The organism is Parapusillimonas granuli (assembly GCF_013416525.1).
Classification (GTDB): Bacteria; Pseudomonadota; Gammaproteobacteria; order Burkholderiales; family Burkholderiaceae_B; genus Parapusillimonas; species Parapusillimonas granuli.
The window spans coordinates 117,200-129,431 of sequence record NZ_JACCEM010000001.1 but is presented as its reverse complement, the minus strand read 5'-3'; the positions used below and the strand labels follow the sequence as shown (position 1 = coordinate 129,431).

General features: G+C 62.5%; 10 protein-coding genes and 1 pseudogene. 4 read left to right on the top strand and 7 right to left on the bottom strand.

Features of this window, described 5'->3' with window-relative positions:
* Positions 1–8: 8 nt before the first annotated feature.
* Complete coding sequence (locus tag H0A72_RS00650; RefSeq protein WP_180152878.1) at positions 9–734, top strand: amino acid ABC transporter ATP-binding protein; 726 nt, start codon at positions 9–11, stop codon at positions 732–734.
* Between the two features lie 76 nt (positions 735–810).
* Here the strand turns inward: H0A72_RS00650 and H0A72_RS00645 are convergent, their stop codons facing one another.
* The 5 genes from H0A72_RS00645 to H0A72_RS00625 are packed head-to-tail and all read right to left on the bottom strand — an operon-like array spanning position 811 to position 6,398.
* Complete coding sequence (locus tag H0A72_RS00645; RefSeq protein ID WP_180152877.1) at positions 811–1,803, bottom strand: Bug family tripartite tricarboxylate transporter substrate binding protein; 993 nt, start codon at positions 1,801–1,803, stop codon at positions 811–813.
* A gap of 45 nt (positions 1,804–1,848) precedes the next feature.
* Positions 1,849–2,934 carry an Ldh family oxidoreductase gene (locus tag H0A72_RS00640; protein ID WP_180152876.1) on the bottom strand — a complete coding sequence of 362 codons (1,086 nt, stop codon included), beginning with the start codon at positions 2,932–2,934 and terminating at the stop codon, positions 1,849–1,851.
* Positions 2,935–2,980: 46 nt separating this feature from the next.
* Positions 2,981–3,940 (bottom strand): tripartite tricarboxylate transporter substrate-binding protein, encoded by a 960-nt coding sequence (locus H0A72_RS00635; RefSeq protein WP_180152874.1) that lies wholly within the window; start codon positions 3,938–3,940, stop codon positions 2,981–2,983.
* A gap of 21 nt (positions 3,941–3,961) precedes the next feature.
* Positions 3,962–5,197, bottom strand: coding sequence for a metal-dependent hydrolase family protein (locus H0A72_RS00630; protein WP_180152873.1), 1,236 nt, complete (start codon positions 5,195–5,197; stop codon positions 3,962–3,964).
* 22 nt (positions 5,198–5,219) lie between these two features.
* On the bottom strand, positions 5,220–6,398 hold the full coding sequence (locus tag H0A72_RS00625) for an NAD(P)/FAD-dependent oxidoreductase (protein WP_180152872.1): 1,179 nt from the start codon (positions 6,396–6,398) through the stop codon (positions 5,220–5,222).
* A gap of 198 nt (positions 6,399–6,596) precedes the next feature.
* Between H0A72_RS00625 and H0A72_RS00620 the strand changes: the two genes are divergently transcribed.
* Positions 6,597–7,235 (top strand): GntR family transcriptional regulator, encoded by a 639-nt coding sequence (locus H0A72_RS00620; protein ID WP_180152871.1) that lies wholly within the window; start codon positions 6,597–6,599, stop codon positions 7,233–7,235.
* A 47-nt stretch (positions 7,236–7,282) separates the two neighbouring features.
* On the opposite strand, the gene H0A72_RS00615 is transcribed toward H0A72_RS00620, so the two are convergent.
* A complete protein-coding gene (locus H0A72_RS00615) occupies positions 7,283–8,764 on the bottom strand; it encodes an aldehyde dehydrogenase family protein (protein WP_180152870.1) in 1,482 nt (493 codons plus the stop codon).
* Positions 8,765–8,904: 140 nt separating this feature from the next.
* Here H0A72_RS00615 and H0A72_RS00610 point away from each other — a divergent pair, with 140 nt between their 5' ends.
* Positions 8,905–9,378, top strand: coding sequence for a c-type cytochrome (locus H0A72_RS00610; RefSeq protein WP_180152869.1), 474 nt, complete (start codon positions 8,905–8,907; stop codon positions 9,376–9,378).
* Here the strand turns inward: H0A72_RS00610 and H0A72_RS00605 are convergent.
* On the bottom strand, positions 9,356–11,725 hold the full coding sequence (locus H0A72_RS00605) for an FdhF/YdeP family oxidoreductase (protein WP_180152868.1): 2,370 nt from the start codon (positions 11,723–11,725) through the stop codon (positions 9,356–9,358). The two genes, H0A72_RS00610 and H0A72_RS00605, sit on opposite strands and share 23 nt — an antisense overlap.
* Here H0A72_RS00605 and H0A72_RS22475 point away from each other — a divergent pair.
* A pseudogene (locus H0A72_RS22475) lies at positions 11,684–12,205 on the top strand (CopD family protein); the annotation flags it as partial. The gene H0A72_RS00605 and the pseudogene H0A72_RS22475 overlap by 42 nt on opposite strands.
* Positions 12,206–12,232: the final 27 nt, after the last annotated feature.

The following is a 12,232-nucleotide window of genomic DNA, read 5'->3' as shown; positions in this document are numbered from 1 at the left end:
GACGGGAGATGATTCAGTTCGAAGGCGTAAGCAAGTGGTATAAAAAATACCAGGCGCTGAACAATATCTGTGGTGAAGTGCATGACGGCGAGGTCTTGGTGGTGTGCGGCCCGTCGGGTTCCGGAAAGTCCACCATGATCCGCACCATCAACAGGCTGGAAGAAATCCAGCGCGGAACCATAAGGGTGCAAGGCAAGGACATTACCGACGAAAAGCTCGACATCAACCGTCTGCGTGCCGGCATCGGTTTCGTTTTTCAGCAGTTCAATCTGTTTCCTCACTTGTCGGTAAAAGACAATATCGCGCTTTCGCCGATCAAAGTGGGCGGCATGGCGCGCAAGGAAGCCTATGAACTCGCTGAGGAATTGCTGCGCAAAGTAGGCTTGGAAGAGAAGTTGAACGCCATGCCGTCAAACCTGTCCGGAGGCCAGCAGCAGCGCGTCGCCATCGCTCGCGCGCTTGCCCAGAAGCCGCCCTTGATTCTTTTCGACGAGCCGACCAGCGCGCTGGATCCTGAAATGGTGGGCGAAGTGCTGAATGTGATGAAGACCTTGGCGGCCGACGGCATGACCATGATCTGCGTGACGCACGAAATGAATTTTGCCCGCGAGGTGGCGGACCGGGTGTGGTTCATGGACCGGGGCGAAATCCTGGAAGATGCGCCGCCGGAAGAATTCTTCGTGCACCCGCGGCACGAGCGCGCGAAGAAATTCTTGTCCGAAATCGTGCATTGATGGTTCGGGCCGGCGCCAGGCCGGTGGACGGTTTGCTGGATGAGGGATGCAGGCCGCGTTGCGGTTCCCGGCGCTCTTAATTCGCCCCGATCCCGGCCGCTTTTATCAACGACCCCCAGCGTTTGTCGTCGGCCTCGACCAGCTTCGTGGCGGCTTGCGGCCCTTCGAAGTTAGCGACGCCGCCGGACTCCAAGATCTTCGCCTGGATTTTCTCATCGGCAAGCACGGCCTTCACGGCCTCGGCCAGTTTCTGCACGACGGCCGCGGGCGTGCCGGCCGGCGCGGCGAGCACCGTCCATGACGTCGTTTCGAGCCCGGGGTACTTCAGTTCGGCGACCGTGGGCACGTCGGGCAGGTTGCCGACGCGGGTTCCGGACGTCACGGCAAGCGCGCGCAGGTTGCCCGCCTTGATGTGGCCGACCGAATTGGTCGCCTGGTCGAACATGACATCGATGTGGCCGGCGACGACGTCGGTAAGCGCCGGGCCGTTGCCCTTGTAGGGCACGTGCAGCAGCTTGGCCTGGGTCTCGTGCATGAACAGTTCGCCGACCAGGTGGGTGGAGGTGCCGGCGCCGGCGGAGCCGAAGCTGATCTGGCCGGGCCGCGCCTTGGCCTGGTCTATCAGATCTTGCAAGGAGGCGATGGGCAGCTTGGCGTTGGCGACGATGACGTGCGGGGTGTCGTACAGGCGGGCGACCGCGGTGAAGTCCTTCAATGGATCGAAGGGCATGTTCTTGTAGAGATGGCGGTTGACCGTCATCAGCCCCATGCTGCCGAACAGCAGGGTGTGCCCGTCCGGCCTGGCGCGGGCTACGTATTCGGCGCCGATGTTGCCGCTGGCGCCGGTCTTGTTTTCCACGATGACGGGGTTGTTCAATTGCTTGCTGAGGCCGTCCGCAAGAATGCGGGCCACGGTGTCGCTGCCGCCGCCCGCCGAGAACGGCACCACGATGCTGATGACCCGGCTGGGGAAACCGGCGTCGCTTGCCGCCTGAGCGGCGGGCATGGCCACGGCCAGCGCCATGATGCCGCCGCAGCGCCGCAGGGCGCGGAATAGGGATGGGTTCATGATGTCTCCTTCATGTTTGTTGAGGGGGCGCCGGCGCAAGCCGTATCAGGCGGGGCCGGGGCGGGGCGCGTCATACCAGGACAGCAGCAGCGCGGGGTTCACCGCGATGCCCTCGTCTTCGGCGCGCTTTCGATTGGCGTGGCGGCGGTCGCCGGGCAGCCGCGACTGGCCGCTTTCCATTAGGGTGCGGGCCAGCGCCTCGATGCGCTGCGCGAACGCGTTCTCGCCGGACAGGCGGGGATCGATGCACAGCAGGAATTGCCCGGCCCTGGAGGTATGGGCGTTGGTATAGCCCGACTTGTCGATTTCCCATGAGAAATTCCCGCCGGTCAGCGCCGCGGCCAGGATTTCCACCATCATGGCGATCGACGAGCCTTTGTGGCCGCCGAAGGGCAGCAAGGTGCCGCCGTCCAGGATTTCGGCCGGATCCTCCGTGGGCTTGCCGAACTTGTCCAGGCCGGTGCCGGGCGGAACCGGCCTGCCGCTCTTGGCGGCGAGCTGGATGTCGCCCTTCGCCATGACGCTCGTCGCCTGGTCGAAGACGATGGGCGGGCGCCCGTCGCGCGGGCAGGCGAACGCCATGGGATTGGTGCCGTACACGGGTTTGGTGCCGCCCACGGGCGCCATGTGGCTGCTGGAGTTCACCATCGTCAAGGCGACGAAGCCTTGTTCGGCCAGAGGCTCGACGTCCAGCCACAGGGCGCCGAAGTGATGCGAATTCTTCATCAGCATGACGGCCACCCCGGCCTCGCTCGCCTTGCGCGTGAGCAGGGGCATGGCTTGCGCCAGCGCGGGCTGGGCGAAGCCGTTATTGGCGTCGACGAGCACGGTGCCGCTTGCGGATTCCTGGACCCGGGGACGGGCGCCGGGCGTGACCCAATCGGTGGCCAGGGTGGCCAGATAGGCCGGCATGCGATGCAGCCCATGGCTGTGCGCGCCGTCTCTTTCGGCATGCACGCAGGTTCTGGCCAGAATCCGCGCCGGACCGGCCGGGACGCCGGCGCGGACGAAGATCTCGGTGATCAGGCCCAGCAGGCCCTCCGGGCTCAGCCGGCAGGTGTCCGAACCCACGCAGCCGCGCAGGCGGTCCACGATGCCGTTGATTGCTTCATTGCTTGCCGCTGTTGGCATAAGATTCCTCCCTTGCCGTTTTATGATGGTTCTTCTTGGCGCGGCACTATTTTGCCGATAGCCCGGCGGCCTTGCCCAGCTCAACCATTTTCTGCTGGTCGCGTTCGACGAACCGCATGAACTCTTCATGCGTGCGCTGCGGCATGGGAATCCCGATCTCTTCCAGTTTCTGGATGATGGCCGGCTTGGACGTGGTCCGCCGCAGGGCGCTGCGCAGGTGTTCGACCACGGCCTCGGGCGTCTTGGCCGGGGCGGCCACCACGATCCATCCCACGAAATTGAAATCGGGATAGCCCGATTCGGCGACCGTGGGTATCCGGGGCAGGTCTTTGGTCCGGTAGCTGGTGCTGACGGCGAGCGGCTTCACTTTGCCGCTATCGATCATGGACGCCGCCGCGGTGGACGTATAGAAAATCGCGTCCACGTCGCCGGCGACCACGGCGCGCAAGCCGTCGGGCCCGTTCTTGTACGGCACGTGCAGCAGCTTGACGCCGGCTTCATGGGCAAGCATTTCGCCCACCAGGTGCCCCGTCGACCCCACGCCGGACGAGGCATAGGTCAAGGCGCCGGGATGCTGCTTGGCATGATCGATGAAGTCCGCCAGCGATTTGAAGCGTGATTCTGCCGATACGATCAGGAAGCTCGGCATGTCGCCGATGTGGCCGATGAAGGCGAAGTCTTTCTTGGCGTCGTATGGAAGCTTGTCGTGCAGCACGGGATTGACGGCGAACGTCGCATTGGATCCCACCAGCAAGGTGTAGCCGTCCGGCGTGCTGTTGGCAACATGGCCCGCCGCCACCGCCGTGCCCGCGCCGGGCTTGGTCTCGACCACTATGCTTTGGTTCAGCTCATCTTTCAAGTCGGCGGCAATGATGCGGGCCAGGGTGTCGGTGGCGCTGCCGGCGCCGAAGCCGACGACCATCTTCACGGGGCGGTCCGGATAATCGGCATGTGCGAGGCCTCCGCATAGCAGAAGGGCGAGCAGTATGGAAGTGATTCGTTTCACGGTTTTGTCTCCTGGATTTGTTTAAAGATCGAATTTGTACAGGCGGCCTTGTTTCATGATGACGCGCAAATTGGTGCCTTCGGCGTCGAACACGGTGATGTCGTCGTAGGGATTCCCGTCCACGACCAGCAAGTCCGCATAGGCGCCGGGCACCAGCTCGCCCAGCTTGCCTTCCTGCCTCAGGATGGCGGCATTGACCAGGGTCGCAGACCGGATGACGGCCTCGTTGGACAGGGCGCCGGCCTGGATCGCAAGGCCTTCGCATTGATAGTGCTGGGTGTGCATGGACAGGTCCGTTCCGAAGCCGATGCGAACGCCCGCTTTTTCGCAGATGCCCAGCGACTTCAGGCCGGCTGCGTGGACCTGCTCGTTCTTGGCGAGGCTGTCCGGCGATTTGCCCGATGCCGGGCCCAGGCGTTTGTTCACCTCATAGACGATCAGGGTGGGCACGAGAAAAGCTTCTTTTTCCGCCATGATGGCGGCCGTTTCGGGCGTCAGGAAATTGCCGTGCTCGATGGTCCTGACGCCCAGTTCGATGCCGCGCCGGACGGCTTCGTCTGAATAGGCGTGGGCGCATACATAGGATCCCCAGCGCGTGGCCTCCTGGACCGCGGCATCGATTTCGTCTTCCCTGTACTGGAGGCTGTACAGCGGATCATTGGGAGAGGCGACACCGCCGCTGAGCATGATCTTGATGTGGTCCGCGCCTTTGCGCAGTTCTTCGCGGACCGCCTTGACGACTTCCGGGACGCCGTCGGCCATGACGCTGAACAGGGACAGCCCGGTGCAGCAGGCGCAGCCGTAGCCGCTTTCGGCGCGATTGCGGAAATCGCCGTGGCCGCCCGTCTGGCTGACCGCGCGCCCGCCCATGAAGAGCCGCGGGGCTTCCACGTACTGCGCCTCGATGGCGTCGCGCATGCCGTAGTCGCCGCCGGCGACGTCGCGCACCGTGGTGAAACCGCGCTGCAGCATGCCCCGCAGCACGACGGTCGACTTGGCCGCCATGTATGTGGGACTGACTTGGCCCAGCCCGGCGATGTTCGCCTCGTTCATGTAGATGTGCACATGCGCGTCGATGAGGCCCGGCATAACCGTCCTGCCTTGCAGGTCGATGACTTGCGCGCCCTGGCATTCCGTGGCGCCTTGCCGGACGTCCTGGACGTACCCGTCCCTGACGGCGATTTCGTAGCCGTCGAGCAGGCGCCCCTGGCGCGGGTCCAGCAGCTTGCCGTTCTTCAGAATAAAAGCATTGTTCATGGATGCGGCGTCCCGTTCGCGTTCAAAGTATGCCCAGCTCAGGATAGGGCCGGTTGTTTTCGACCCGTTCGTAGCCGAGTCGCGTGAGATCGAGGGTTTCGTAGCGGCCCTTGACGATGAGTTCGGCGATGGCCAGACCGGCGGCCGGGGCGTGCATCATTCCATGCCCGGAGAAGCCGGCGACCGTATACAGATTGGGCAGCCTGGAGTTCCAGGCGCCGATGACCGCGTTGCCGTCCAGTTCGTTGACTTCATAGAGCCCCGACCAGGTGCGATGGCACTTGGCGGCCTCGAAGGCGGGGAAGCGGTGTGCCACGGCCGGCCAGACGACGTTTTCGAAATAATCGTGGTCCACTTCGAAGTTGTAGCCGCGCGCGGCGCTGCCGTCGACCAGGCCGCCCGAATAGCCTTGGCCTTCCGAGCGGAAAGCCAGGCGCGAGAGGTCTTTGACATAGGGCAGGTGGCCGACCTTGGTGCCGGGGGTGAAGTAGTGCTCGAAGCGGCGCATGGGGGATACGGGAAGGTTCATGCCGAACATCTTGGCGACGTCGCCGGACCAGGCGCCGGTCGCGTTGACGAAGGCGTCGGCGCGTACGGTCGCGCCATCGTCCAGCCGGACGGACACGGCCTTCACGCCGCTGGTTTCGGCGCCGACGACGCGCGCCGCGATATAGACGGCGCCGAGGTCGACGGCCTTGTGGCGAAAGCCCCACAGCAGGCCGTTCGGGTCGCACCACCCGTCATGCGGGGTATGGGCGCCGGCGCCCAGGTCGCCCACATGCATCGCGGGAAAGCGGTCTTTCAATTCCGAAGGCGAAAGCAGTTCGACCGTTGCGCCTTGGGACCGCTGGAAGGCGGCGTTCTTTTCGAGCTGGGCCGCGTGTTCCGGCGGGACGATGAACAAATAGCCGCCTTCGACCCAGTCCACGTGGGCCGGATGCTTGCCGGTCGACATGGTGCGCTCGAAATTCTTGATGAAATCGATGCTGAAGAGCGACATCGCGATGTTTTCTTCGCCGGTGAACTGCACCCGGCAACCGCCGGAGGACCGCAGCGCCGAAGCGTATTCATAAGTGGGATCGGGTTCCATGACGCAAACCGACAGCTGCGGGTCTTGCTTCAACAGGAAATAGGCGACCGCCGATCCGATCACGCCGCCGCCGATGACGGCGACGTCGAATTTTTTCTGGGTGGTATTCATGTCTCTCCGGCCAGTGGTTGGATGCATGAAGATCGTATCCGTTATTGGATCCATTTGTCAACGCTTCGCCGGAAATGGAATCAAACCCCATGCGGAGCCAGGCCTTTCCCGTTCGAGCGTCTGGGAGGAGTTGGATCCCGTGTCGGATTCAATTTATCATTTCATTCTTCGGAACCGTTTGCCATGAAGGAATCATCGATGAATGAAGAAGTGGGCCGGGCTTTGTCCGCCGATGCGATCACGACTGAATTGCGTGCCATGATTCTGTCCGGCGGTTTTCCCATAGGCGTGCAGCTGAAGCAGGAAGCGCTGGCCAAACGCTTCGGGGTCAGCCGCATACCCGTGCGCGAAGCATTGAAGCGCCTGCAAGTGGAGGGCTTGGTGGAGCATACGCCCCATCAGGGTTCGATCGTCGCCGGGCAGACCATACCGCAGCTTCTGGAGACGCTGGACATCCGCATCGGCCTGGAAACGCGCGCGCTGAAACTGGCGATCCCCAACATGCAGGAATCGGATTTTCGCGCCGCCGAGGAAATTCTCGCCAAGTACGACCAAAGCGATCTGCCCAGGGAATGGGCCGAGCTCAATCTGGAATTCCACCTGTGCCTGTACCGGCCCTGCGGGCTGCCGCGCTTGCTGAAGATGATAGAAGAGATGGTGCGCGGCATCGCCATGCATCTGCGGGCGCTGCAAAGCTACCGGGTGGGGCGGAAGTCGCCGCAGTCCGAGCATAGGGAAATCCTGAAGGCGTGCATGGCGCGCGACGTCGACCTTGCGGTCAAGTTGCTGGAGCAGCACGTGGACCATACCAAGGAAGTCTTGAAAAGCGCTGCCTGACGGCGCCGGCGCCTTGCTGGCGCGGGCGTCGTTCCTTTCAGTAGGGCTTAGCGCATGACGAACGGATTTCCGGACACCGCGCCGCTGTTGAGCCAGACGCTCTTGGTCTGAAGAAATTCCTTGATGGCGTCCATGCCGTTCTCGCGTCCGAGGCCCGAATCCTTATAGCCGCCAAAGGGCGCCATGAAACTGACGGCTCGATACGTATTGACCCACACCGTGCCGGCCCTGAGCTTTTCCGTCATGCGCAATGCCTGGGCCATGTCGCTGGTCCAAACCGCTGCCGCCAAGCCGAACCGGACGTCATTGGCGATCTGCACGGCGTCCGCCTCGTCCTTGAAGCGAATGATGGACAGCACCGGGCCGAACACTTCTTCCTGAGCGATCCGCATGCTGTTGTCGACGTCCCCGAAGATGGTGGGCTCGACAAACCAGCCGCCGCTGCCGCATTCCGGCCTGTCGGCGGGCTTGCCGCCCAGCAGCAGGCGAGCGCCTTCTTGCTTCGCGATATCGATGTATTCCAGCACCTTCTGATACTGTGGGGGAGTGGTGACGGGGCCGACTTGGGTGTCGGGATCCATGGGGTCGCCCATCCGGGCGGTGGCCGCAAGCGCCAAGAGCTTTTCCACGAATTCGTCATAGATGCTGTCCTGCAGAAGCAGTCGCGATCCAGCGATGCATGTCTGTCCCGTGGCAGCGAAGATTCCGGATATGGCGCCGAAGACGGCTTGCTCCAGATCGGCGCTTTCGAAGACGATGTTGGGCGATTTGCCGCCCAGCTCCAGAGAGCTGTGTTTCAAGTGACGCGCCGCTTGTTCATTGATCACGCGGCCGGTCTGGTCAGAGCCCGTGAAAGTGATTTTTTGTACCAGAGGATGCTCTACCAGCGCGGGCCCGACGTCCTTCCCATAGCCCGTGACCACGTTGAAGACGCCGGGCGGGAAGCCCGCCTCGTCGAAAAGGTCGGCGAGCTCGAGAGTGGAAGCGGAGGTGAACTCCGAGGGTTTGATCACGACAGTGCAGCCCCCTGCCAATGCCGGAGCCACCTTCCAGCCCAGCAGCATCAATGGCGAGTTCCATGGCGTGATCGCTGCAACGACGCCAAGCGGTTCGTGGCGGGTAAAGCAAAAGTATCCTTTCTTGTCGAGCGGCAGTGTCGCGCCGTGAATCTTGTCCGCCAGGCCGCCGTAGTAATAGAACCATTGCGGAAGGTAGTTCAGCTGGCCCTGCATTTCCGCGATCAGCTTGCCATTGTCGCGTACCTCGGTTTCCGCGAGCTTGCGGGCGTCGCGGGCGATGAGATCGCCCAGGCGGTGCAGCAGCAGCCCGCGCTGGGATGCGGTCATTTCATGCCAAGGGCCGGAAATGAACGCATCGTGCGCAGCATTGACTGCAATATCGACATCGGCGGATGTGCCGCGTGGGATCTCGGCCCAGGCCTCGCCGGTAAAGGGATTCTGCGTCTGGAACCAGTCGCCTGACGCCGGGTCGACCGATTTGCCTCCGATCTTCAGTTGATAACGTTTCACTTGTGTGGTCTCCGAGGTGGTTCAGAAGATTATTCTCTGGAGCGAAGAAAGGGGTCAGGCCCCGTACGGGGTCTGGCCTCGATCCTGTTATAACGGTAAATCGATCATATTGTCCGGCGCATAAGCTCGGCCACCAAACCATGTTGAAAAATGGAGCAAACGCCATCGTCATTGCCATATTCGCCATGGGCCTGGCAACGGCGGCATTCGCGCTCTGGAAGGCGCGCGAACCTGCGTTCATCGATCCCTCGGACAGTGTGATGGCTGTGCGCGGAAAGAGGGTATACGACGCATATTGCGCCGCCTGCCACGCGGCCGACCTCAGCGGCCAGCCGAATTGGCGCGAACGGATGGGTAACGGGCGTTTGCCGGCGCCGCCGCATGACGAAACCGGACACACCTGGCACCATCCCGATTCCGTACTGATCGACATCACTAAGAACGGCTTGGTGCCGGGACGCACGGCGCCGGCGGGCTATGAAAGCGACATGCCGGCCTATGGCGCCGTCTTGTCCGACGAGGACATCATCGCGGTCCTGACCTATATAAAAAGCACCTGGCCGCCGGAGATCCTGGAGATGCAAAGAGAGGTCAACCGGCAGGATCCGGGGTAGGCCGCGGCCCGGCCGAGGCAGGCGCAATGCGCACGGGTATGGATTTGGCGGCGGGGACATGGCTTTCCCTGGCATGGTGCCACACCGGCAGCAAGACATTGCATTCCGGGTAGTATGCGGCGCAGGAGCCTCGCGGTATATCGTAGGCGACTACCCGCAGGTCGCCGATGCTGCGAGGATTGGCGAGATCGACAGCGGTGCGCAGCGTGACGCGCTCGCCTTCAGTTAGCCCATGTGCCCGGATGTCATCGGCATTCATCAATACCACTTGCCGTGTGCCGGATATGCCGCGGAATCTATCCTCATACCCATAGACGGTGGTGTTGAACTGGTCGTTGCTGCGCAAGGTCATGAGCTGCAGGACCGCTTCCTCATCCGATTCCTGCCGCAATCTTGCGGTAAGGTCCTGCGGTATCTTGAAGTTCGCCTTTCGGGTCTCCGTGTTCCATATGCGTTCGCGCGGCGCATTGGCAAGTGGAAAGCCGCCGGGATTCCAGACGCGTTCGTTATACCGGGAAAAACGCTGTAGGTAAGTCGCTTCGATGGCTTCCCTTATGAGCGCGTAATTGTCCATCCATGCCTGCCAAGGCACGTTTGCCTGGCCAAGACGCGGAATCGCCAGTGCAATGCCGGCAATGATCGCGGGCTCCGAACGCAGTTGAGTGCCGGCCGGGGTTTTGCGGCCGATGGAGCCATGGACGCAGGAAGTACTGTCTTCTATGGAAACGAATTGCACGCCGCCCGCCTGCCGGTCGATTTCACTGCGGCCCAAGCACGGCAGCACGTAGGCGCTTTTGCCGGGGAAGAGGTGGCTGCGATTCAGCGTAGTGCTGATATGGACAGTCAGGTCCAGACGGCTCCAGGCCGGTTCCAGCGCCGCCGTGTCGGGCGCGGCCCGGACGAAGTTGCCGCCAAGCGCGACGAAGCCTTGCAGGTCGCCCTTCAGCGCGCTTTCGCAGGTTCCTATCGTGTCCAGGCCTTTTTTACGGGGCGGTTCGAACGCATATAGTTCGGCAAGGCGATCCAGGGGCGCGAGCTCGGGCTTTTCCGTGATGCCCACGGTGCGCTGGCCCTGTACGTTGGAGTGTCCGCGAACGGGACAGATACCAGCGCCGGCCTTGCCCACATTACCTCGCATGAGAGCGAAGTTGACGAGCATTTGAACGTTGTCGACCCCGCCCAGGTGTTGAGTCAGGCCCATGCCGTATACCAGCAGCACGGCATCGGCGCGGGCATAGATCCAGGCGGCGTCTTCGAGCGCTTCCCTGCCGAGGCCGCTAAGCTGATGTATGTCGTCCCAGCTCGTGGCCCGCAGGAACCCTGCAAAATCCTCGAATCCAGCGGTGTGCTCGCGAATGAAATCCCAGTCCAGGAGAGGAACCTGTCCTTGCGCGCGGGCACGCTCGTCAACATCCAGCAGCGACTTGCACATGCCCGCAAGCGCCGCGATGTCGCCGCCTGGGACCACTTGGTGATAGTGCGAACTGATCGGCGTACTCGGCGCGCCGAGCATTTGCGCGGGGCGCTGGGGATTCTTGAATTGCTCCAATCCTTTTTCACGCAGAGGATTGAATGTGACGATGGGAACGCCGCGCTCGCTGGCCTTTTGCAACTCGTGAAGCATGCGCGGGCTGTTGCTGCCGACGTTCTGGCCAAAGAAGAAGATGGCTTCCGCCTGCTGGAAGTCCTCGAGCCGGACCGTGCCCACCCCCAGCCCCAGGCTTTCTTGCAAACCCACCGAGGTGGATTCATGGCACATGTTGGAACTGTCGGGAAGATTGTTGGTGCCATATACGCGGGCCATCAACTGATACATGTAGGAGGCTTCAAGAGACGCCCTGCCGGACGTATAGAAAGCGACTTTATCCGGCGCCATCCGCTCGAGCTTGGCGCCGATCTCCGACAGTGCCGTTTCCCAGCTGATGGGCACATAGCGGTCCTGTCCGGCGTCCCAGGCCAGCGGCTCGGTCAGGCGGCCCGCGCTTTCCAGATCATGATCGGACCAATTCCGCAATTCGGCCACGGTGTGCCGGTAGAAAAAGTCCGGCCCGGCTCGTTTGCTCATGCCTTCCCACGCGGTGGCTTTGGCGCCGTTCTCACAGAACTCCAGGGCGTGAGGTTCCGCAGGCTTGGCCCAGGCACAACTGACGCATGCGAAGCCGGCAGGCTTGTTCTGGCGTGGCAGCACGCGTGCGGCGGCTTCGTAGGCGCCTGTCCGGGAAATGATGCCTGCAACCGAACGGGCGGAACCCCATCCGCCGGCAGGACCCGCATACGGACTTGGGCGCTGGTTGTGAAGGCCCGCATGCGGGCCGGCGCGTCTTGCTTTCTGATCTGGTCTTGTCATGGACGTAATCCCCCTGAAAGGCGCGGTGCAGCAAGACTTATGCCGTGTTCAGCTACTTGTCAGCAAGAGGCCGCGGGCACGGGATTTGCTAGGCGTTGCGACGCCGACGAACGAACAACGATAGGAGCGCGCATGGTATGGGTGAAAGCTGTGCACGTCGTTGCCATACTGATATGGAGTGCCGCGCTGATCTATCTGCCCATGATCATGGCGACGCACAGCGCAAAGCTTTCCGAGCCGGAGTATTTGCGGGTCCACGCAATGTCCCGGACGATTTTTGTCGTATTGGCCTCGCCGGCTGCGATCATCGCGATTTTGTCGGGCACGGCGCTCGTGGCCCTGCGCGATGTGACTGAACCGTGGTTTGCCGTGAAACTGGCGATCGTGGCCTTGATGTCGGTCGTCCATGCGCGTTGCGGCATTATCCTGGCCAAGCAGACTCATGAAGCCGAGCGGGCGAATGCCGGAATCAGGGTGATGCGCATTCTGACGCCGCTGGCTCTGATT

What these genes read in the sequence shown, in the direction of transcription:
- H0A72_RS00650 (WP_180152878.1), top strand. Translation starts at nt 9, where the DNA reads ATGATTCAGTTCGAAGGCGTAAGCAAGTGGTATAAAAAATACCAGGCG.
- H0A72_RS00645 (WP_180152877.1), bottom strand. Translation starts at nt 1,803, where the DNA reads ATGAACCCATCCCTATTCCGCGCCCTGCGGCGCTGCGGCGGCATCATG.
- H0A72_RS00640 (WP_180152876.1), bottom strand. Translation starts at nt 2,934, where the DNA reads ATGCCAACAGCGGCAAGCAATGAAGCAATCAACGGCATCGTGGACCGC.
- H0A72_RS00630 (WP_180152873.1), bottom strand. Translation starts at nt 5,197, where the DNA reads ATGAACAATGCTTTTATTCTGAAGAACGGCAAGCTGCTGGACCCGCGC.
- H0A72_RS00625 (WP_180152872.1), bottom strand. Translation starts at nt 6,398, where the DNA reads ATGAATACCACCCAGAAAAAATTCGACGTCGCCGTCATCGGCGGCGGC.
- H0A72_RS00620 (WP_180152871.1), top strand. Translation starts at nt 6,597, where the DNA reads ATGAATGAAGAAGTGGGCCGGGCTTTGTCCGCCGATGCGATCACGACT.
- H0A72_RS00610 (WP_180152869.1), top strand. Translation starts at nt 8,905, where the DNA reads ATGTTGAAAAATGGAGCAAACGCCATCGTCATTGCCATATTCGCCATG.
- H0A72_RS00605 (WP_180152868.1), bottom strand. Translation starts at nt 11,725, where the DNA reads ATGACAAGACCAGATCAGAAAGCAAGACGCGCCGGCCCGCATGCGGGC.